A 21,512-nucleotide genomic window follows, 5' to 3' on the forward strand; every position below is an offset into this window, starting at 1 on the left:
CCCGGGCCCTTGCGGCTGCTACGCTTGGCCGGTTTCCTCTTCTGGTGCCGTCCGCCCATGTCCCGAGTGCTGCCCCTGTCCCTCCTGCTTTCGGCCGTGCTGGCCGCACCGGCTGCGCATGCCGCGCCGACGCCGATCACCATCGAACAGGCCATGGCCGACCCGGACTGGATCGGTCCGCCGGTCGAGAAGGCCTGGTGGTCGTGGAACAGCCAGCAGGTGGAATACCAGCTCAAGCGCAGCGGCAGCCCGGTGCGCGATACCTTCCGCCAGCCGGTGGCGGGTGGCGTGGCCGCACAGGTGGCCGATGACCAGCGCGGCACCCTGGACGTGGCCGAGCCGGTCTACGACCGCAGCCGCAGCCGCAGCGCCTTCGCCCGCAATGGCGACGTGTTCGTGCGCGACCTGCGCAGCGGCGCGCTGACCCAGCTGACCCGCAGCAACGAGCGCGCGGGCAACGTGAACTTCGCTGCCGACAATGGCGTGATCTGGCGCGTTGGCCAGAACTGGTTCCACTGGACCGCCGCCAGCGGCGTGCAGCAGGTGGCCAGCCTGAAGGCCGAGAAGGATCCGCGCACGCCGCCGAAGGCCGACGTGCTGCGTGACCAGCAGCTGCGCACGCTGGAAACCCTGCGCCGCGACCGTGACCAGCGCGAAGCACTGAAGGACCAGGACCAGCGTTGGCGCCAGGCCGACCCGACCCGCGCGCCGGGCCCGGTGTACCTGGGCACCGACGTGGAGATCGCCGACAGCGTGCTGTCGCCGGACCTGACCCACCTGATCGTGGTGACCAAGCCGAAGGACTTCGATGACGGCCGCGGCGGCAAGATGCCGCTGTACGTGACCGAGTCGGGCTACGAGGAAACCGAAGACACCCGCACCCGCGTCGGCCGCAACGGCTTCGAACCGCACACCCTGTGGTATGTGGACGTGCGCACCGGCAAGGCCGAGAAGGTCTCGCTGTCCAGCCTGCCCGGCATCGCCACCGACCCGCTGGCCGAGCTGCGCCGCAAGGCCGGCAAGGATGCGCTGAAGGGCGACCGCAGCGTGCAGGTGATGAGCGACTTCATGGGCGGTGGCATCCGCTGGAGCGCCGATGGCCAGCAGGCCGCGGTGATGCTGCGTGCCAACGACAACAAGGACCGCTGGATCATCAGCGTCAACGCTGCCGATGGCCGCGTGCAGAACCGCCATCGCCTGACCGACAACGGCTGGATCAACTGGGGCTTCAACGATTTCGGCTGGATGGCCGATGGCCGCACGCTGTGGCTGCTGTCCGAGGAATCGGGCTTCTCGCACCTGTACACCCAGGCCGGTACGGCCAAGCCGCAGGCGCTGACCAGCGGCAAGTGGGAAACCTCGGCGCCGGTGCCGTCGGCCGATGGCAAGGGCTTCTATTTCCTGTGCAACCAGCAGGCACCGCATGACTACGAAGTCTGCGCGGTCGACACCGGCAACCGCCAGGTGCGCGAGCTGACCAGCCTCAACGGCGTGGAAGACTTCTCGTTGTCGCCGGACGGCCAGCAGCTGCTGGTGCGCTATTCCGGTGCCTACCTGCCGCCGCAGCTGGCCGTGCTGCCGAGCACCGGTGGCCAGGCCCGCGTGCTGACCGACACCCGCACCGCCGACTACAAGGCGCGCCAGTGGATCCAGCCGAAGCTGGTGGCAGTGCCGTCCAAGCATGGCGCCGGCGTGGTCTGGGCCAAGTACTACGAACCGGAAAACAAGGAACCGGGGAAGAAGTACCCGATTGTGATGTTCGTGCACGGCGCCGGCTACCTGCAGAACGTGCACCAGCGCTACCCGGCCTACTTCCGCGAGCAGATGTTCCACAACCTGCTGGTGCAGAAGGGCTACATCGTGCTGGACATGGATTACCGCGGCAGCGAGGGCTACGGCCGCGACTGGCGTACGGCGATCTACCGCAACATGGGCCACCCGGAACTGGAAGATTACAAGGACGGCCTGGACTGGCTGGTCGACACCCAGCAGGGTGACCGTGACCATGCCGGCATCTACGGTGGTTCCTACGGCGGCTTCATGACCTTCATGGCGCTGTTCCGCTCGCCGGGCACGTTCAAGGCCGGCGCCGCGCTGCGCCCGGTGGTCGACTGGCACCAGTACAACCACGGCTACACCAGCAACATCCTCAACACCCCGGACATCGATCCGGAGGCGTACCGCGTGTCCTCGCCGATCGAGTACGCGCAGAACCTGCAGGACAACCTGCTGATTGCCCACGGCATGATGGATGACAACGTGTTCTTCCAGGACTCGGTGAACCTCACCCAGCGCCTGATCGAACTGCACAAGGACAACTGGTCGATCGCACCGTACCCGCTGGAGCGCCACGGCTACGTCCGCGCCGATTCCTGGCTGGACCAGTACAAGCGCATCCTCAAGCTGTTCGAGCAGAACCTGAAGTGAGCAACGCCGCGGCCACGATCCACATCGTGGCCGCGGTCATCCTGGATGACCGCGGCCGGGCGCTGGTGGTGCGCAAGCACGGCGCTGACCGTTTCATCCAGCCGGGCGGCAAACCCGAAGCCGGCGAAGCACCGCTGCAGGCGCTGGCCCGCGAGCTGGACGAGGAACTCGGCGTGCAGCTGCACGCCGAAACCGCCATCGCGCTGGGTACGTTCCAGGACTGGGCGGTGAACGAGCCCGGCCACCGCGTGCAGGCCCAGGCCTGGTGGGTGCAGGTGGACGGCAGGCCACAGGCACGCGCGGAGATCGCCGAACTGGCCTGGGTGCCGCTGCAGCCACCGCACGGCCTGCCCTTGGCACCGCTGAGCGAACACCATATCCTGCCGGCCGTCGCCACCCGGGTGACGGCCCGCTGAGCGCGCGGGCACCGATTGCAAGGACACCGGATGTCAATGTCGATCCCGCCGATTCCTTCGCTGGTCCAACCGACCTATCACGCTTGGGTGCGCCCGATCGCACACGCCTCGTTCTGGCTGTCACTGCTGCTCACGGTCTACTTCGTGATGCAGGGACTGCTGCTGTGGCCGCTGCACAACCTTCCGATCTGGCACCTGGTTGAGAGGGAAGTACAACTCCAGCACCTGCACAGCCTGATCTGGCTTCTGGCGCATCCGGTGGCCGCGTCGATGATCGTCGCACTGCTGTGCCTTGCCTCGACGCTGGCCAGCTGGGGACTGCTACGCGAGCGCAGCTGGGGCCTGTGGAGCTTTGTGGCCATCCTGCTGATGAGTGCATTGACCAACTTTGCGATCGCCGGGTGGCTGGACGTGTTCATGCGCGACGTCATCCCGTTTCTCTCCGACGACGCCGTCCTGCAACAGGAACTCCATCTGAAGCGCTGGTTGATCACGCTGACCATGGTGGCCATGTCATTCGTACTCCTCGGCCTGCAGGGTTGGCTGGCCTGGCGACTGCTGCGACCAGACATCCGCTCGCACTTCCACTGAGCCACACCCCCTTTTCCGCACGACAAGGACAGTCGCATGCGCTTGCTGACCCTTCTCCCCGCGCTGCTGCTGTTCGCCGCGCTGCCTGCCGCCGCCGATGCGCTGCGCTGTGGCGAATACCGCAGCACCGACGGTGGCATGGCGCTGATATTCACATCACCCAGCAGCGGCTACCGCCGCGACGACGGCAGCGAGCCGGAGCCGCTGTGGGTCGATCGCAGTGCGGCGCAGGCCCGACTGGTCATGCTCGACGATGGCGTGGCACTGCCGGTCCGGATCAGCGCCGATGGGCAGCGCATCGAAGACGAGGTTGTGGTGGTCTACACGCTGCGCCAGTCCCGGGACTGCGCCAGCGAACCCGCCGCGATTGCCGGCAGCTGCCGCGCCGCCGGCAGCCACTGCATTGCGCAGCTGCCCACGGCGTCGCCCGGCCAGGCCCAGCGCGCATGCAGCGAAGGCGTTGGCGCGGGCTGCTCGGCGCTGCTGCGACAACTGCGGGATGGCAGCCCAGCAAAGGCCACCGACGACGTCGGTGCCACGGGCTTTGATCGCCCACCTGCCTGCCGCGAACACACGCCCGGGCATGACCCGCAGGCCTGCGAGGCGCTGACCAATGATGCATTGGCTGCCGCCATGCAGCGGGTGAATCAACGCCTGCAGCAGGAAGACGAAGACACGCTGGATTCGCCGCTTCCGGCCGCTGCACGCGATCAGCTGCAGCAACTGTGCCTGCAGCACCGCAGTGGCCGCTTCTGCGTGGAAGTGGCCGCGCAGCAATTGAACGCGCTGGAACCTGCGTTGGCAGTGCAGGCCCTGCAGGTGGTCTGCGATGCGGGCCGCGTCAGTGCCTGCGAACGTACTGCACCGCTGCGTGAACTCGGCACCGACCTGCGCCTGGTTCCGCTGCAGCAGGTGCCGTGCGGCCGTTACCAGGCCGACGGTGGCGTGATCGACATGCTCGACTTCGGTGATGGCGCGCATGCCCGCCTGCATGAAGGCGCCGTCCAGCTGCAGCAGAACGGCGAAACCCTTGTGCTGCGCCAGCTCGGCAACGGCGACCTGCTCGGCATGGATACCCAGACCGGCTACCAGCGTTACCGGCCACTGCGCGACGCGGCACAATGCACGCCCCCGCGCGAGGGCCAGGGTTCGCCGTAGCGCCAGGAGCTTCCCGTTCGATCGTCAAGGAGACGACATGCATTCACCCGCACCGCGCCGCCGCTGGCTGGCCTGGGCCCTGCTGCTGGCCGCGCCGATGGCCGCCGCACAGTCACCACAATGCGGCCTGTTCAAGGCCGACGAAGGCAGCGGCACGCTGCGCATCAGCTCACCGAACCGCGGCGAGCAGAAGCACTTCGGCAGTGCGCCGTCTCCGGTCGCGTTCCAGCAGATCGACGGAAAGCTGCAACTGGTGAACCTGGAGTACGGCCTGCCCAGCGCGCTGCAGGTGCGCGATCGTGGCCGCACGGTCGAGGTGGATGGCACGGTCTACCTCCTGCAGGCGCCCGCACAGTGCGCCGCAGCCGCCACGCCGGCTGCAGGCAGCTGCCTGGCTGATGCGGCGGCGTGCCTGGACAACCGTCGCGAAGCGACCCCGGCCGCCCTGGAAGCGGGGTGTCGGGAAGGCGTGCCCGGCATGTGCCTGCAACTGGCTGATCGTTGGCATGAGGAAGCCAAACCCACGGTCGAGGCCGATCCCGCTCTGGCAAAGGCAGCGCTCGACGCCGCCCTGTCCGGCATCAAACTCCCCGCCGCCTGTGACAACGGTGGCTTCGAACAGGGAACCCCGGCGTGTGCCGCCGCACTCGAGGCCGACCCGGCAGTGCAGGAGCAGCTGGTCAAGGCCGCGATGACGGCCGCCATGACCGAAGCCATGGTAACGATGACGGCACCGACCGTGCCGGTGATCATTCCAGCTGAGCGGCGGCAACAGTTGTTGCGGTTGTGCCGCGAGGTACCGCACGGCGGCTTCTGCACCCGCGTGGCTGAGCTGTCCTGGGACGCGGGAGATCCCCAGCAGGCGGTGCAGGCCCTGGCTGCGGCCTGCACCCCCGGCAATGACACCGCCACCTGCGAGCGCCTGCCGGCGTTGCAGGCAGTGGGCGCATCGCTGCGACCGCAGCCCGCGACAGCATTGCCCTGCGGCAATTACCGGTCCGACGGCGGCCTGATGGATACGCTGGACTTCGGCGATGCCGGCCTGGTTGGCGTTGGCTGGAGCAGCCATCTTCGCGCACGCGTCGAAGCGGGCGACATCCGCATCCGCCACGACAGGGGCGGCGACTTCGTGCTGCGCCCGCTGCCCGGCGGCCAGTTGCTGGGCCTGGATAACTGGACCCGCTTCCAGGTGTTCGTCCCCACCGGCGAGGGCCCGACACGGTGCAGTGCACCGAAGCAGTTCAAGGTGCTGCCACTGCCGCAGGATTGCCCGCTGGCGCTGGCCAACGAGGGCGGTGCCGAAGCCTGCTGCGCGCAGGGCAAGCTGCAGGGCTGCAACATTCTCGGCAACCGCCTTGCGCTGTCCGGCGACTGGCTGCAGGCTGCCGGGCACTACACCACGGTCTGCCGCGCCGGCGTGCGCGAAGGGTGCGAGAACCTGGTGACCGCACAGGGCAACGGCGCGGAACTGGACGCACGGTCAACCCTGGAGCAGCTCTGCAAGGCCGACCGCAGCGGCCTGCACGTGGCCTGCGACGTGCTCGGCACCCAGAACTGGGAGCTGATCACGCTGGGTGGTGCCCTGCAGAAGGCGGTTGATGAGGCAGCCGAGGACGACGCTCCGGCGCCGCGCAACTCCAACCGCAAGCGCTGAGCCGGCCAGGGCCTGCCCGCAGCTTCGGGCGGGCCCTGCGGTAAAGTACGCGCCATGAACGAATTCGAGCGCGTGCGCGCCTACCTCACCGACCTGCAGGACCGCATCTGTGCGGCGATCGAGGCCGTCGATGGCCAGGCCCGCTTCCAGGAAGACCTGTGGCAGCGTGCCGAGGGCGGTGGCGGGCGTACCCGCGTGCTGCGCGACGGTGCGGTGTTCGAGCAGGCCGGCATCGGCTTCTCCGACGTGGCTGGCAGCCGCCTGCCGCCATCGGCCTCGGCCAACCGTCCGGAACTGGCTGGCGCCTCCTGGCGTGCCACTGGCGTGTCGCTGGTGTTCCACCCGCTCAACCCCTACGTGCCGACCACGCATGCCAACGTGCGCTTCTTCCAGGCGCAGCGCGACGGCGAAGTGGTGGCCAGCTGGTTCGGCGGTGGCTTCGACCTGACCCCGTTCTATCCGTTCGACGAGGACGTGCAGCACTGGCACCGGGTCGCGCGCGACCTGTGCGCCCCGTTCGGCGAAGAACGCTATGCCGCGCACAAGCGCTGGTGCGACGAGTACTTCTTCCTGCGCCACCGCAATGAAACGCGCGGCGTCGGCGGCCTGTTCTTCGACGACCTGCACGGCGACTTCGAGCGCGATTTCGACTATCTGCGTGCGGTCGGCGATGGCTTCCTGGATGCATACCTGCCGATCGTGCAGCAGCGCAAGGACACCGCCTACGGCGAGCGCGAGCGAGAGTTCCAGCTGTACCGACGCGGCCGCTATGTGGAATTCAACCTGGTCTACGACCGCGGCACGCTGTTTGGCCTGCAGAGTGGTGGCCGCAGCGAAAGCATCCTGATGAGCCTGCCGCCGCGGGTGCGCTGGGAGTACGGCTTCACCCCGGAAGCGGGTAGCGCCGAGGCATGCCTGGCCGATTACCTGGTGCCGCGCGACTGGCTCTGACCTTCCGGCGCCACGCCTGACGCGTGGCGTCTTCTCCTGCCTGTGGCGCGCCCTGCACCGGACAGGTCCTGCTTTGCCTCCTTCAAGGATGACCCCATGCCTGCTGCTGTTTCCCTCCGCCCCCGCGCTGCGGGCTGGCGCTCCCTGCTGTTGCTCGCGCTGGCCTCGGCCAGTCTGCCGGCTGCCGCGCAGTCGATGGCCTGCGGCACCTACAAGGACAGCGACGGCACTATCACGCTGACCATCGAGAGCGAAGGCCACGCCTTCCTGTCCGGCCCCTACCAGGCCACCGAGGAGCTGCGCATCGCCCGCCAGGAAGACGTGCTCGGCACCGGCAACCTGTCCACGGGACGCCTGGAAAACTGGTTCTTCTCGGACAACGACCGCACGATCAACACGCCCTATCGCGAGTTCACCCGTGAGCACGCCGCCGCCTGCAGGACGATGCCCGAGCCCATCGAAGATGGTTGCGTGATGAACACCTCCGAGTGCCTGGAGGCGCTGCCCGAGGCCGCACCGGTGAAGCTGCACGCCTGGTGCGTCGAGGGCGTGGGCGCGGCCTGCTCCCAGCTGTTGGAGACCTACCAGCAGCAGGCCAAGGACGCTGCCCCGGCGCCTGCACGGGCCGAGCCGCCGAAGCCGGAGATCTGCAAGGAGGATTCCGCGTCCTTCAACGCCGAGGGTTGCAGGGCGATCGCCGAGGTGGTCGGGCTGGAGATGATCGGCAAGTCCCTGCTCGGGCTGCAGCATTCGGTTGATCCCGTGTTGCCGTCCGCGCAGCTCGATGAGCTGGCCGCACTGTGCCGGCAGCAGCACGGCGAGACCTTCTGTGCCGACGTTGCCGAGGTGCTGTGGAGTGGCGGGCGCCTGTTGCAGGCCCACGAAGCGCTGCAGCTGTCGTGCGCGCAGCGCGCGGACGGCGTGGCCTGCGGCCGCGCCAAGGCGCTTGCCAGCCTGGCCGCTGCGCCGGTCGCTTCACTGGCTCCGGTGCCGGCCACTGCGCTGCCGTGTGGGAGCTATGAAGCCGAGTACGGTGTGCTCTCGCAGCTGCGCTTCCTCGATGGCGGCCTGGTTGAGGCCGAGGGCCGCGACCAGCGCCTGCGCGCGCGCCTGCAGGACGGCCGCATCCTCATCCGTCCCGATGTCGGCAGCGACTTCGTGCTGCAACCGCTGAAGAACGGAAACCTCGCCAGCGTCGACGGCGGCAACCGCTTCGCCTACTACGAGCGCAAGCTCGCCGCAGGCAATGCCAGCTGCACGCCGCCGGTGGCGTTCGTGGAAATTCCACTGCCACTGGATTGCCCCACCCTGGCACGCAAGGACGGCGCCAAGGCCTGCTGCACCGAGGGCAAGCTGCTCGGCTGCAAGGTTGCCGGCGAAGCGCTGTTCGAGGCCGAGAAATGGGCCGCGTCGCTGCCCTATTTCGAGACGCTGTGCGGCGCCGGTGTCCGCGAAGGGTGCCTGGCATTGGCAGCGGTGTACTCGCACACCGCCGACCCGAAGATCCCGCAGGCCATGGCAGCGATCTGCGCGAAGGATGGCGAGGGCACGCATGTAGCCTGCGATGTGGACGCCACCCGCAACTGGCCGGCACTGAAGGCCGAAGCCGCGCTCTGAGGGCGCGGGAAGGGGTACCCGTAGCGTCGAGCCTGCTCGACGCTACACGTCAGGTGCTCTTCCTGGGGATGATGGTGATGTGCCCGTTGATCTCCAGCAGGGCCAGCTCGACATCCTCCACGCCCAGGCAGCCCTGCTGGCGCATGGCGGCCTCGAAATCGGCGCGGGTGACCTGCTCACGGCGCAGAACGGCGTCGAACAGGCGCCCATCACGCGCGATCACTACCGGTTCTCCTTCCACCAGGCGCTCGATGCGCCGGCTGCGGGTACTGACCCAGCCCACCCCGTAGTTGAGCAGGATCAGGGTCGCGGCCAGCAACAAGCCACCGCCCAGCGAGGTATCGGTGCCGAGCAGTGCGTTCTGCACGGCATTGCCCAGCAGCACCACCAGCAGCACGTCGAAGGGGGTGATCTGCCCCAGCGGACGTTTGCCGCTGAGCCGGACCATGCCCAGCACCACGACATAGACCACCACCGCGCGCAGGATGAACTCCCACCACGGCATCGCCAGTGCGAACAGGTCGGGCATTGTCTTCCCCTGCGGAGCGGTGGCCCAGCGTGGCGCAGGCCACGGCATCTGGCAACGGCACAAATAAAAAGCCCCGCTGACCAGGGGGAGGTCAACGGGGCCGGGGAACGGGCACTTGGGGAGGAGTCCCCGTTCCGAGATCTGCTCCAGGGGATGGGAGAGATCCACAACAGGCGTTGCGCCTGTCGAGAGTTATAGAAGCACTCCGAACACTAACGGTTCGTGAAGGGGCCCAATTTAATGAACCTCCATCAGGGCAACATTCATGATCGAGTCAGAAACCTCTGACGAATGAACGAATTCACGTCGTTTTCGGCCTGAAACACCCTCAGTGTGCTTCGTCCCAGTTGTTGCCGATGCCGGTATCGACCACCAGCGGCACCCGCAGTTTGGCCGCTTGCGACATGCGCTCGACCACCTGCAAACGCAACTCTTCGACGAAATTGCTTTCGGTTTCGAACACCAGTTCATCGTGCACCTGCAGGATCATCCGTGCCGGTGCGCCGCTGTCCCGCAGCCACTGGTCCACGTCCACCATCGCGCGCTTGATGATGTCGGCGGCGGTGCCCTGCATCGGCGCGTTGATCGCGGCGCGCTCGGCACCGGCGCGCAGGCCCTGGTTACGTGCATGAATGTCGTTCAGGTACAGGCGGCGGCCGAACAGGGTTTCCACATAGCCCTGGTCGCGGGCCTGCTGGCGCATCCGCTCCATGAAATCACGCACGCCCGGGTAGCGGCTGAAGTACAGCGCCACGTAGTCCTGCGCCTGGCCACGGTCGATGCCCAGGTTGCGCGCCAGGCCGAAGGCGCTCATGCCGTACATCAGGCCGAAGTTGATCGCCTTGGCCGCGCGGCGTTCGTTCGGGGTCACTTCCTCCAGCGTGCGCCCGAACACCTCGGCGGCGGTGGCGCGGTGCACGTCGGCGCCCTGCTCGAAGGCACGCACCAGGCCCGGGTCCTCGGACAGGTGGGCCATGATCCGCAGCTCGATCTGCGAATAGTCGGCCGCCAGCAGCTGGAAGCCCTCCGGGGCGATGAATGCACGGCGGATGCGGCGGCCATCCTCGGTGCGGATCGGGATGTTCTGCAGGTTCGGGTCTGACGAGGACAGGCGGCCGGTGGCGGCACCGGACTGGTGGTAGCTGGTATGCACCCGGCCGGTGTCCGGGTTGACCATCTCCGGCAGCTTGTCGGTGTAGGTGCTGCGCAGCTTGGCCAGGCCCCGGTAGTCCAGGATCACTCGCGGCAGCTCGTGCTGGTCGGCGATCGCCTCCAGCGCCTCTTCATTGGTGCTGGGCTGGCCCTTCGGGGTCTTCACCACCGCCGGCAGCTTCAGCTCATCGAACAGAACCGCCTGCAGCTGCTTGGGCGAATCCAGGTTGAAGCTGCGGCCGGCCAGCTCGGTGGCCTTCTGCTGCGCGGCCAGCATGCGCGAGGACAGGTCCTGGCTCTGCCGGCGCAGTTCATCGGTGTCGATCCGCACGCCATTGGCTTCGATGCTCGTCAGCACCGGTACCAGTGGCATCTCGATGTCGCGGTACACGCTGTCCAGCGCCGGTTCGGCCAGCAGCTGCGGCTGCAGCGCGCGGTGCAGGCGCAGGGTGATGTCGGCGTCCTCGGCCGCATAGCGGCTGGCTTCGTCGATGCCCACCTGCGAGAACGGAATCTGCTTGGCGCCCTTGCCGGCCACGTCCTCGAACTTGATGGTGTTGTAGCCCAGGTAACGCAGGGCCAGCGAATCCATGTCGTGGCGGGTGGCGGTGGAGTTGAGCACGAAGCTCTCGAGCATGGTGTCGTCGTGGTAGCCCTGCACCTCCACGCCGTGGCGGCGCAGCACATGCAGGTCGTACTTGCCATGCTGGCCCAGCTTCTTCTTCGCCGGGTCCTGCAGCACCGGGCGCAGTGCGTCCAGCACCTGCTGCATCGGCAGCTGCGCCGGCGCGCCCGGGTAATCGTGGCCGACCGGAATATAGGCGGCCTTGCCCGGCTCGACCGCCAGGCTGATGCCCACCAGGCGCGCACGCATCGCGTCCAGCGCATCGGTTTCGGTATCGAAACTGATCAGGTCCGCCTGCTGCAGGCGCTCGACCCAGGCCTGCAGCTGCTCTGCGGTCAACACGGTCTCGTATTCACCCGGCGCGGCCAGCGCCGGATCCAGCGTGCCGGCGGCCGGTGCCTCGGCGCTGCCACGGGCGAACCCGGCGGCGGTGCCACGCAGGCTCGGCGTTGCTTCGCTGGCGGCCGTCGGCGCCGGCAGCGGTGCACCCAGCTCCTTCAGCGCCTGGGTGAAGCCATAGCGCGCATACAGCTCGGTCAGCTCCGGCACGTCCTGCTCGCGCAGGGCCAGCGTGGTCGGGCTGGCGTCCAGCTCCACGTCGGTGCGGATGGTCACCAGCTCGCGGTTCAGCGGCAGGCGCTCCAGCGCGGCGCGCAGGTTTTCGCCGATCTTGCCCTTCATGGTCGGCGCGGCGGCCATCACCCCGTCCAGGTGCTGGTACTCGGCCAGCCACTTGGCGGCGGTCTTCGGCCCGCATTTCTCCACGCCCGGCACGTTGTCGACGGTGTCGCCCATCAGCGCCAGCAGGTCGATGATCTGATCGGCGCGCACGCCGAACTTCTCCATCACCGCGGCATCGGAATCCATGCGGCTGCCGGTCATGGTGTTGACCAGCTCGATGCCCGGGCGCACCAGCTGGGCAAAGTCCTTGTCGCCGGTGGAGATGGTCACCTTCAGGTCCTGCGCCACGCCCTGCAGGGCCAGCGTGCCGATCACATCGTCGGCCTCCACGCCGGGAATGCGCAGGATGCTGATGCCCAAGGCTTCGACGATGCGGCACATCGGCTCGACCTGGCTGCGCAGCTCGTCGGGCATCGGCGGGCGGTTGGCCTTGTACTGGTCGTACAGGTCATCACGGAAGGTCTTGCCCGGCGCATCGACCACGAACGCCACGTAGGCCGGGCGCTCCTTCAGTGTCGAGCGCAGCATGTTGACCACGCCGAACAGCGCGCCGGTGGGTTCGCCCTGTGCATTGGACAGGGGCGGCAGCGCGTGGAACGCGCGGTACAGGTAACTGGACCCGTCGATCAGGACTAATCTGCTCATGGCTCGATTCTACGCGCCCGTGCCTGCACTGCGACGACACGGCACAGCCGCGGCGATGGGGCATAATCAAGGCTCTTTCCAGGCAAAGGCCCCCGCCGATGAAGACCCTGATGCTGGCTTCCCTGCTCCTGCTCGCTGGCTGCGCCAGCATGGGTGGCGCGGGCGCTCCCCCGGTGGACGTCAAGGGCGCGGATGTGTCCAAGCGCACCATGGACAACGGCGATGTCATCGAGGAATACCGCGTGTCCGGCCAGCTGCGCATGGTCAAGGTGACCCCGTCGCGCGGTGCCCCGTTCTATATGTACGACAAGAACGGCGATGGCCGTTTCGACAACGACAAGGACGGCGTGTCGCCGGTGTACTGGAAGCTGTACAGCTGGTGATGTGACCGGGGTCGGATCCCTGCGATTCAGTAGATCCACGCCATGCGTGGATGGGCCCCTGCCGGCCCCTACAAAAGATGACGCCGGCGCGCATCCTGCGGCCGGCGTCGGGTCCCCTCCCCGGGAACGCTTGTATCAGCGGATGACCAGCACCGGCAGCGTGCTGCGTGCCAGCACTTCGGCGGTCTGGCTGCCCAGCAGCACACGGGTCACACCACGGCGGCCATGCGAGGTCATCACGATCAGGTCGCTGTTGCGCTCGCCGGCGGTCTCGATGATGCCGTCAGCCGCATAGCGGTCCAGCACGTGCACCGGGTTGGCGGTAATGCCCTGCTCGGCGGCCTTGGCCAGCGCCGGCTGCAGCACCTTCTGCGCACCTTCCTCGCGGTCGGCCTTGTATTCAGGGCTGTTCATGTAGCCCACGCTCCAGCCCATGGCGTCGTACATGCCGACGGCCCACGGCTCGGAAACGGTCACGATATCGACCTCGGCGTTGAGGTCCTTGGCCAGCTCCAGACCCTTGGCCAGGCCCTTGTCGGCCAGCTCGGATCCGTCGGTGGCAATCAGGATGCGCTTGTACATGGTGGGGCTCCGTGGCGGTCTGCCAGATGGGAACAACACCATTGCACACCGGATGTGCAGGGCGCGCCTTGAGCAGAATCAATCCGGCGCCGTGCAGGGGCGTGCGCACCGCCCGCTTGCACGCACCGGTCAGGCGGCGCATGCTCGGCGGGCGGCGCACTGCCGCGCCCAAGGACGACCGACATGCAGGACAACAAGCCGCCCGTCTGGAGTTCCCAGAAGTCCATCATGGTCGCCGCGATCATCGCCTTGGCGGTGCTGTTCGGCGGCTACCAGATCGGCAAGGACATGGCGCTGCGCGACAACGCCCTTCAGGCAGCGGGCAAGTAACCTGCTTCTGTAGAGCCGAGCCCATGCTCGGCTTCGGGTGCATGAGCCGAGCATGGGCTCGGCTCTACAACAACGTCGCTCAGGCGATCTGCACCACGCGTGCGTTCTGGCACAGCGGATAGCTGGCCACGAATTCGGCAATCGCATCACGCATCGCTTCGAACGATTCGCCGTACATGTACAGCGCCGTTTCGGTCGGGCCCTGCCACCAGCTGCAGATCTCGCCCAGGCCATCGATGCGCTCGGACAACTGTTCGAACACGTGGTTGGAATCGCACTGCTCGTAGACCTCGTCCGGCAAGGTCAGGCCGTCCAGGTAGATGCCCAGGCCTTCGGTCACGCCGAAGCCTCGATCAGCCTCGCCCGCCCCCTGCAGTTGCGAACCCTTCGGCGCGCCCAGCTGTTCCAGCAGGTCGATCAGCTTCGGCACGCCCGCAACGTCCACCAGCGCCACTTCGATATCGCCGTATTCGACCTCGCCGAGGTCGGACATCGCGGTGCCGCCGCCGGTCAGCTCGCCCACCTGGGCCGCCTGCAGCAGCGCATCGAGCGGATCCTCGAACAGTTCATGACGATGCTCGGGCTGCAGCTTGGCGTTCAACTTCACGGTGACGTGCAACGTGGGTTCGGTCATCGGGGCGTTCCTGGAAGATGTCAGGCCCCATTGTAGAGTCGAAGGTAGCGGCAGGAGCCGCTGCCAACGTCGCTTGCGACGGCCCGAAGGGTGCCGGTCAGGACGACCGGCATAGCCATGCTCGGCTGTTCTTCCAGCCAGAAGCAGCCGAGCATGGGCTCGGCTCTACAACAGCCAGTCAACGCAGGAACGGCGCCACCTTGCGCTTGAGCAGCTCCACCAGCACCGGGTCCATGTAGTCGTAGTCGTCGGGGATATCCAGACAGATCACCCGCTTGCCGTCCAGCCATGCCTTGTAGCGGCTGGACAACCGGTTGCGGTGCGCCTTCTCCATCACGAACACCAGGTCGGCCCACTGCAGCAACTCGGGGCTGAGTACTTCCTCGGCGTCGGCCAGCAACCCGGCCGAGGCGGTCTCGATGCCCGGCCAATCGGCAAATACCTGCTCGGCGGTGGGGCTACGCAGGCGGTTCTGACTGCAGAGGAAGAGCACGTTGCGGGTCATGAGTACTCGCCCTTGTAGAGCCGAGCCATGCTCGGCAGCGTTTTTCCGCACCAGGGGCAGAGCCCTCCCTGCGGGAGGGATCCGACCCCTCGACGGTGATCAGATCACCGTCAGGTTGGCATACGCCATCACCAGCCACTTGCTGCCGGCGTCGGCGAACTCGACCTGCACCCGGGCGTGGGCACCGTTGCCTTCGTAGTCGGTCACCATGCCTTCGCCGAACTTGGGATGGGTGACCAGTGCGCCGAGCTTGATCGGCGGCGCCTCGATCGAGGCATGGCCCATTACCCGGCTCGCGCCCATCGAGGCCGGCCGCGAGACCTGCACCTTCGGCCGCACTTCGTGCAGCAGCTCGCGGGGAATCTCGCGCAGGAAGCGCGACGGCAGGCTGTAGTTGTCCTGGCCGTGGATGCGGCGCGATTCGGCGTAGCTCAGCACCAGTTTCTGGCGCGCGCGGGTGATGCCGACGTAGGCCAGGCGGCGCTCTTCTTCCAGCCGCCCGCTTTCCTCCAGCGAACGTGCGCTGGGGAACAGGCCTTCTTCCAGGCCGGCCAGGAACACCAGCGGGAACTCCAGGCCCTTGGCCGAGTGCAGGGTCATCAGCTGCACGCCGTCCTCGCCCGCCTGCGCCTGGCCCTCGCCAGCCTCCAGCGCGGCATAGGCCAGGAACGCGACCAGCTCGTCCATGTCCTCGCCCACTTCCTCGATGTCATCGGCACGGCGCACGAAGCGAGAGGCCACCGAGACCAGTTCGTCGAGGTTGTCGGTGCGCGATTCCGAGTCCAGCGCGTTGCGGCTTTCCTTGCTCCAGTGCTCGCGCAGCTGCGAGCGGGCCAGCACGTGGTCCACGCGCTCGGCCAGGGTCATGTGCAGGGTCTGCGCCTGCAGCTCGTTGACCAGCACCAGGAAGCCGGCCAGTGCATTGCGCGCACGTGCGGCCAGCGCGCTGCCCTGGGTGACCAGCATGGTCGCTTCCCACAGCGAAATACCCTGCGCGCGCGCCTCGCGGCGCACTTCGTCCAGCGTGCGGTCGCCGATGCCACGGGTGGGCGTGTTGACCGCGCGCTCGAAGGCGGCGTCATCGTTGCGGTTGGACAGCAGGCGCAGGTAGGCCAGCGCGTCCTTGATTTCGGCGCGCTCGAAGAAACGCATGCCGCCATACACGCGGTACGGCACCTGCTCGCTCAGCAGGGCTTCTTCCAGCGCGCGCGACTGCGCATTGCTGCGGTAGAGCACGGCCACTTCGGTATAGCTGCCACCGTCTCGCACCCACTGGCGCGCGCGCTCGACGATGTAGCGCGCCTCGTCCATCTCGTTGTACGCCGCGTACAGGTCGATCGGCTCGCCGTCGCCGCTGTCGGTCCACAGCTGCTTGCCGATGCGGTCGGGGTTGTGCGCGATGACCGCGTTGGCGGCACCGAGGATGTTGGCGGTGGAGCGGTAGTTCTGTTCCAGGCGGATGGTCTGCGCGCCCGGGAAATCGCGCAGGAAGCCCTGCACGTTCTCGACCTTGGCACCGCGCCAGCCGTAGATGGCCTGGTCATCGTCACCGACCACGAACACGTGGCCGGAATCGCCGGCCAGCACGCGCACGAAGGCGTACTGGATGGCATTGGTGTCCTGGAACTCGTCCACCAGGATTTCGCGGAAGCGCGCGCGGTAGTGCGACAGCAGCGCCGGGTTGTCGCGCAGCAGCTCATGCGCGCGCAGCAGCAGCTCGGCGAAGTCGACCAGGCCGGCGCGGTCGCAACGCGCCTGGTACTCGATGTAGGCCTGGCGCATGGTTTCCAGCCACGCGTCGTGCGGTTCGGGCTGGATGTGCTGCGGGCGGCGGCCTTCGTCCTTCTGCGCGTTGATCCACCACGCGATCTGCTTGGCCGGGTACTTGCCGTCGTCCAGTTCCAGCGCCTGCACCACGCGCTTGACCAGCCGCAGCTGGTCGTCCGAATCCATCACCTGGAAGCCTTCCGGCAGCTTCGCGTCCTGCCAGTGCAGGCGCAGCAGGCGGTTGGCCAGGCCGTGGAAGGTGCCGATCCACATGCCACGGCTGCCATTGGGCAGCTGTGCGTCGATGCGGTGGCGCATTTCGCCGGCCGCCTTGTTGGTGAAGGTCACCGCGAAAATGCCGTGGGTCGGCACGCCGTCGACTTCATGCAGCCAGGCGATGCGGTGGGTGAGCACGCGGGTCTTGCCGGAACCGGCACCGGCCAGCACCAGGTGGTGGCCGGGGGGAGCGGAGACGGCTTCGCGCTGGGCCGGGTTCAGGCCATCAAGCAGGTGGGAGACATCCATGCCCCCATTTTACGGCATCGCCGTCGCGGCTCCTGCGACCACCTGGGTTGCCAGTGCCTGCGCCTGCTGACGCAGTTCAGGCACCGCCAGGCTTTCCCACAGGCTGCCGATGCGCAGGCTGCCGAGCACGCCCAGCCGTGCCTGCGGCTGGCCACCGGCGGCACGCAGGCGGTCGCCCGGGACCGTGCTGTCCAGGCCCAGCCCATGTGGGCCGGGGCGCACCATGCCATCGGCCTGCAGCTGTTGCAGCAAGGGATTGCGTAGTGCGCTGGCGCGGGTCTCCACGCCGGTGGCGTTGATCACCCCGCTGATCGTCCACTGCTGTTCATTGCCCGAGGCATCGCGGCCGGACAGCTGCAGCGCATTGCCGTCGCGCCAGACGCGTTGCAGGCGGGACCGGTGGATACGCAGCTGGCCGCTGTCCTGCAGCGCCTGCAACTGCGCATCCACTTCTTCGGCGATGCGGTGGCGATGCACGTCCCAATAGCGCACCACATGGCGCAGGAAGCGACGCTGGTCGGCCTCATCGAGGCTGCACCACAGCGCCTGCCCGTGCGGACGGATGCGGTCCATCACGCCCTGCCACGGCAGGCCGTCGGCCTGCGCCTGGCGCGCGAAGCCACGCAATGCGCGCAGGCGCTGGCGCAGGTTCATCGGCAGCAGCGTGGCCGGGTCGAACGTGGGCAGACCCCCGTGCGCATGCGGCAACGGCAGCAGGCCATGGCGCGAGATCACGTGCAGCGGTCCGGTGTGGCCGGCGGCGACCAGCGCCAGCACGGTGTCGGCCATGCTCAGGCCGGACCCGACAATGGCGACAGCCTGCTCGCCAGCCAGGGTGCGTACGCCGTCGTAGTCCCAGGCCTCGATCACATCATCGGCAGGCAGCGCCTCGGCACCGGCCACCGGCAGCGGGCGCATGCTGTTGCCGGTGGCGAGCACCGCCTGTGCGGCGTGCAGCGTGTGGCCATCGCCGAGTGTCAGCTGGTAGCAGTGGTCATCCGGCTGCAGGCCCAGTACCGGCTGCGCGATCACCTGCAGCTGCGCCGGGCTGGCTGTGGCGGCGTCCTGCAGGCGCTGCTGCAGGTAGGCGGCGAAATAGTGGCGGCACACGTAACGCTCGCCCAGCACCTCGCGCGCCTCGCCCGGGTAGGCGTTGGCGGCCATCAGGTAGTCGAGGAAATCGCCGGGCTGGTCGGCAAACGCACTCATCTTCGCCGCCGGCACGTTCAGCAGATGCTCCGGCCACGGCGTGGCATAGGCGATGCCCTGGGCCAGCTGCGAGGCGGGTTCGAAAATGGCCAGCGCCAGCGGCGCCTTGGCCTGGCGCAGTACCTGGATCGCCACCAGCACCCCGGCCGCACCACCACCGATGATTGCCAGGTCCAGTTCGCCATTACGCGGTGAATCAGTCATGTGCCGATTGTAGGCCATCGGCGATGACAGGCCGGATTGCCGAAATGGGCGGGATGGGCGCTTCTTCTTGTTTCAGATCGATCCTGATGAAGGATCTACCTGGCCAAGTGCCTTCAATTGGCAAATTCGATTACTGAACATCGCTGTCAGTAGACGCTTGCTGACTGAATCTATGTCGTCAGCGATCTCGTTGAGATCGGAAACTGAGTAACCCTCCGAAACCGCCGCGGCGAAGCTCGAGGCAACTTCAATTGCGGCCGCTGCAGGGGCGTTCATCCTTTCTACGTCTAGAAGCTTCAGGGCCAAAGCGAGGTACTGGTCAGAATGCACTCTATAGAGCCGTTCGCTATCGGTTGCCTTTCGCGCCCAAACGTCGTGCTGAACTCGGTTCCGAGCATCCCGAACCTTATCCAGTGCACTCAGCAGCTCAACTACATCTTGAAGAGCTGCGCCATCAAGGGTCTCTGTAGCAATCTTTCGTGCCGCTTCGGAAGCCGACTTTGCCGAACGATGTTTTTTGAGAGAACTCTTCACCAGCTCCGGCGTTGTATTGATAAGTACGGCGAGTAGGCAGAGAAGATTCACCTCGGCTTGAGCCCAAGCTGTGGCGATGGAGCCTATTGCAGCGCCAAATTCGGGGCGATCCACCACAACATGCGGCCCGACCTCGACCAAAGAGCTTCCGCTCTCATCGAACACCTGCAACCCATGCTTGCCCTTTCCCATAAGCTCCCCGCATTCAGCTACTTTCGATTCGATTTCTCACATCAACGCATCGGCCAGCCGTGCGATGCCTTCGCGGCTGCGCCGCCACGTGGGGCGGCTGCGCCACTGCTGCAGATCCAGCTGCCGCGACTCACGCAGATAACCATCCTCGATCTCGCACAACTGCTTCACCAGCGCGCGGTCGTAGCAGATCAGGCCGATTTCGGCATTCAGCGCGAACGAGCGGATATCCATGTTGATCGAGCCGAGCACGGCGATGTCCTCGTCCACGCTCATGTGTTTGGCGTGCAGGAACTGCGGTTCGTACAGGGCGATGCGCACGCCACAGCGCAGCAGCTCGTCGTAGTACGCCTCCTGCGCCCACGAGGTCAGCCGCTGGTTGTTGCTGGCTGAGAGGATCAGCTGCACCTGCACACCGGACAACGCCGCAATGCGCAGCGCGCTCAACGTGGCCTCGTCGGGCACGAAGTACGGCGTGACCATCACCAGCCGCCGCCGCGCCAGGTGGATCAGCGCGGCCACCGCATCACGCGCGTTGCTGTACGGGTAGGCCGGGCCGCTGGGCAGCAGCTGGGTGGCGATGTCATCGCTGCACTCGGGCACATCGGCGATCACGTCCAGGCGCTGGCCGGTTTCCATGTACCAGTCGCTGGCGAACACGGCTTCCAGATGCGCCACCGCCGGGCCGCGCACGCGCGCCACCAGCTCGCGGTTCGGGTGGCCGGGCACGAACTGCGGGCCCGCCAGGTTCTGCGAACCGACATAGGCCACCTCGTTGTCGATCACCGCGATCTTGCGGTGGTTGCGCAGGTCCATGCGCCCGCTGCGGCGCCAGCGCAGGCCGCCGGGCAGCATCGCGCGGACTTCGATGTCGCGCGCCTGCAGGCGCTTGCGATAGGCGCGCAGGCCGCGCTTGGCACCCACTGCGTCGAGCAGCACGCGGCATTGCACACCACGCGCCGCTGCGCGCTGCAGCGCCTCGACCACCGCCTCGCCCACCGCGTCGTCAAACATCAGGTAGTACAGCAGGTGCACGCGGTCTTCGGCCTGGTCGATGTCGGCGATCAGCGTGTGCAGCGATTCGTCGTAGTCGGTCAGCAGGTCCACCGCGTTGCCGTGCACCGGCATGAAATCGCCCTGGCGCTGCACCAGCGGCACGATCTCGGCGCAGGCAGTGTCCGGCTGCGGGGTCCAGCGCAGGCGATGCTGCAGCGCCTGTTCCTCGCGGATGACCTGCGAAGCCTCGGCCTGGCGGCGGATGCGCTCGCGCGACAGCCACGGGTGGCCGAACAGCAGGTACAGCGGCAGGCCCAGCAGCGGCACGAAGCCGACCAGCAGCAGCCAGCTGCGCGCCGCCCCCGGCGTGGTGCGGGTGGGGATCCAGCACAGCGCGACCAGCCGGATCAGCCAGTCGATCAGCAGCAGGTAGGAACCCAGCAACCACTCGAACAGCATCGCGTCGCCCGTCGGGAGGTGATGGGCCATTCTGCCCAGCGGGGTGTGTAGAGTCGAGCCACGCTCGACTGCTTTGAAGCCGTGTGCCAACCAAGGTTGGCAACTACCGGGCCCACCGCCAGGCATGGCGTGCTCAGCTGTGGCGCTTGAGCCCCACAAACTCCAGCATCAAATGGTGGCAGGTGAAGTCTTGGGGATATGGTTTTCCGGGGGGAGCCATCCGAACGTGATAGGACATCCTGTGCGCCCGCGTCGACGAGGGGCCACCCACCGGGTGCAGCGTGCACCCCAACTTCTTGCCGATGCCATCCAGTGCTTCTGATGTGTCCCCGCTCAGCAAGTATCCCAGCATGGCTGCCGAGCCGGAGAAAGGCGCGTACCGGCAGGTAAGGAACTGCTTCCTGACGTCCTCTAGGTACTCCGAGATCCTTCCAGCGGTCTCCAGCACCTTCGCCTCCAGGGGCCACATCAACCGTTCGTCCGACCGCAGCACAAACGCGATGTCGTACTGGGGCGGTTGCGCCGGTGGCGCAGCCATGGTCTCGTGTTCATAGGCGCCATGCTGAACTCGAAAGGGTTCATCACCCGACATCGCATCGTTGATGCGGGCTTCCAGTCGCTGGGTGATGCTGCGTTCCAGATCGCGCGTGTCAATAGTTGGCGGCGACGCCCGCATGTCGTCGTAAGCCGTCCAGACGAGGGCTAGAAGCGTGTCTGCGGGTGCTTGCATCCACGCTCGGGCCAAG

19 protein-coding genes are annotated in these 21,512 nt (G+C 67.1%); 9 read left to right on the forward strand and 10 right to left on the reverse strand.

All coding sequences use genetic code 11. The annotated features are described in order from the left end of the window. The first annotated feature begins 57 nt into the window (after positions 1-57). From ACZK3J_RS21960 to ACZK3J_RS21990, 7 genes are all read left to right on the forward strand, one after another. Positions 58-2,427, forward strand: a complete 2,370-nt coding sequence (locus ACZK3J_RS21960) for a S9 family peptidase (RefSeq protein ID WP_478476239.1) — start codon at positions 58-60, stop codon at positions 2,425-2,427. Next, on the forward strand, positions 2,424-2,843 hold the full coding sequence (locus tag ACZK3J_RS21965) for an NUDIX hydrolase (protein WP_478476240.1): 420 nt from the start codon (positions 2,424-2,426) through the stop codon (positions 2,841-2,843). The genes ACZK3J_RS21960 and ACZK3J_RS21965 overlap by 4 nt, the downstream gene beginning before the upstream one ends. A gap of 30 nt (positions 2,844-2,873) precedes the next feature. Further along, on the forward strand, positions 2,874-3,434 hold the full coding sequence (locus ACZK3J_RS21970; protein WP_478476241.1) for a hypothetical protein: 561 nt from the start codon (positions 2,874-2,876) through the stop codon (positions 3,432-3,434). 36 nt (positions 3,435-3,470) lie between these two features. After that, positions 3,471-4,592, forward strand: a complete 1,122-nt coding sequence (locus ACZK3J_RS21975) for a hypothetical protein (RefSeq protein WP_478476242.1) — start codon at positions 3,471-3,473, stop codon at positions 4,590-4,592. 37 nt (positions 4,593-4,629) lie between these two features. Then, complete coding sequence (locus tag ACZK3J_RS21980; RefSeq protein WP_134952109.1) at positions 4,630-6,246, forward strand: hypothetical protein; 1,617 nt, start codon at positions 4,630-4,632, stop codon at positions 6,244-6,246. Positions 6,247-6,300: 54 nt separating this feature from the next. Then, entirely contained in the window at positions 6,301-7,197 is an 897-nt protein-coding gene (gene hemF / locus ACZK3J_RS21985; protein WP_134952110.1) for an oxygen-dependent coproporphyrinogen oxidase, read from the forward strand. 96 nt (positions 7,198-7,293) lie between these two features. Continuing rightward, complete coding sequence (locus ACZK3J_RS21990) at positions 7,294-8,814, forward strand: hypothetical protein (protein WP_478476243.1); 1,521 nt, start codon at positions 7,294-7,296, stop codon at positions 8,812-8,814. Positions 8,815-8,863: 49 nt separating this feature from the next. Here ACZK3J_RS21990 and ACZK3J_RS21995 read toward each other — a convergent pair whose 3' ends face one another. Both ACZK3J_RS21995 and polA read right to left on the reverse strand, forming a co-directional pair. Next, positions 8,864-9,343 (reverse strand): DUF421 domain-containing protein, encoded by a 480-nt coding sequence (locus tag ACZK3J_RS21995; RefSeq protein WP_032129193.1) that lies wholly within the window; start codon positions 9,341-9,343, stop codon positions 8,864-8,866. Between the two features lie 328 nt (positions 9,344-9,671). Then, a complete protein-coding gene (gene polA, locus ACZK3J_RS22000) occupies positions 9,672-12,446 on the reverse strand; it encodes a DNA polymerase I (protein WP_478476244.1) in 2,775 nt (924 codons plus the stop codon). A 98-nt stretch (positions 12,447-12,544) separates the two neighbouring features. Here polA and ACZK3J_RS22005 point away from each other — a divergent pair, with 98 nt between their 5' ends. Further along, a complete protein-coding gene (locus tag ACZK3J_RS22005) occupies positions 12,545-12,829 on the forward strand; it encodes a DUF2782 domain-containing protein (protein WP_005411628.1) in 285 nt (94 codons plus the stop codon). Between the two features lie 135 nt (positions 12,830-12,964). Here ACZK3J_RS22005 and ACZK3J_RS22010 read toward each other — a convergent pair whose 3' ends face one another. Then, positions 12,965-13,411, reverse strand: coding sequence for a universal stress protein (locus ACZK3J_RS22010; RefSeq protein WP_005411629.1), 447 nt, complete (start codon positions 13,409-13,411; stop codon positions 12,965-12,967). Between the two features lie 183 nt (positions 13,412-13,594). Here ACZK3J_RS22010 and ACZK3J_RS22015 point away from each other — a divergent pair, with 183 nt between their 5' ends. Further along, positions 13,595-13,741: a hypothetical protein gene (locus ACZK3J_RS22015; RefSeq protein WP_010482354.1), complete on the forward strand. Its 147-nt coding sequence runs from the start codon at positions 13,595-13,597 to the stop codon at positions 13,739-13,741. 79 nt (positions 13,742-13,820) lie between these two features. Here the strand turns inward: ACZK3J_RS22015 and ACZK3J_RS22020 are convergent, their stop codons facing one another. The 7 genes from ACZK3J_RS22020 to ACZK3J_RS22050 form a co-directional block, all read right to left on the reverse strand. Beyond that, positions 13,821-14,375, reverse strand: coding sequence for a hypothetical protein (locus ACZK3J_RS22020; protein WP_478476245.1), 555 nt, complete (start codon positions 14,373-14,375; stop codon positions 13,821-13,823). Positions 14,376-14,553: 178 nt separating this feature from the next. Beyond that, positions 14,554-14,880, reverse strand: coding sequence for a low molecular weight protein tyrosine phosphatase family protein (locus ACZK3J_RS22025; RefSeq protein WP_164080031.1), 327 nt, complete (start codon positions 14,878-14,880; stop codon positions 14,554-14,556). A gap of 99 nt (positions 14,881-14,979) precedes the next feature. After that, positions 14,980-17,172: a DNA helicase II gene (gene uvrD / locus ACZK3J_RS22030; RefSeq protein WP_087924035.1), complete on the reverse strand. Its 2,193-nt coding sequence runs from the start codon at positions 17,170-17,172 to the stop codon at positions 14,980-14,982. Positions 17,173-17,181: 9 nt separating this feature from the next. Continuing rightward, positions 17,182-18,603, reverse strand: coding sequence for an FAD/NAD(P)-binding protein (locus ACZK3J_RS22035; protein ID WP_478476246.1), 1,422 nt, complete (start codon positions 18,601-18,603; stop codon positions 17,182-17,184). Positions 18,604-18,657: 54 nt separating this feature from the next. After that, on the reverse strand, positions 18,658-19,311 hold the full coding sequence (locus tag ACZK3J_RS22040; protein WP_478476247.1) for a hypothetical protein: 654 nt from the start codon (positions 19,309-19,311) through the stop codon (positions 18,658-18,660). Positions 19,312-19,347: 36 nt separating this feature from the next. Next, complete coding sequence (gene cls, locus ACZK3J_RS22045; RefSeq protein WP_164080057.1) at positions 19,348-20,766, reverse strand: cardiolipin synthase; 1,419 nt, start codon at positions 20,764-20,766, stop codon at positions 19,348-19,350. A 133-nt stretch (positions 20,767-20,899) separates the two neighbouring features. After that, the gene (locus ACZK3J_RS22050) at positions 20,900-21,496 is read right to left on the reverse strand and encodes a hypothetical protein (protein WP_478476248.1); all 597 of its coding nucleotides are present in this window, start codon (positions 21,494-21,496) and stop codon (positions 20,900-20,902) included. Positions 21,497-21,512 lie beyond the last annotated feature (16 nt).

Source organism: Stenotrophomonas sp. 86428_Sma (genome assembly GCF_056481585.1).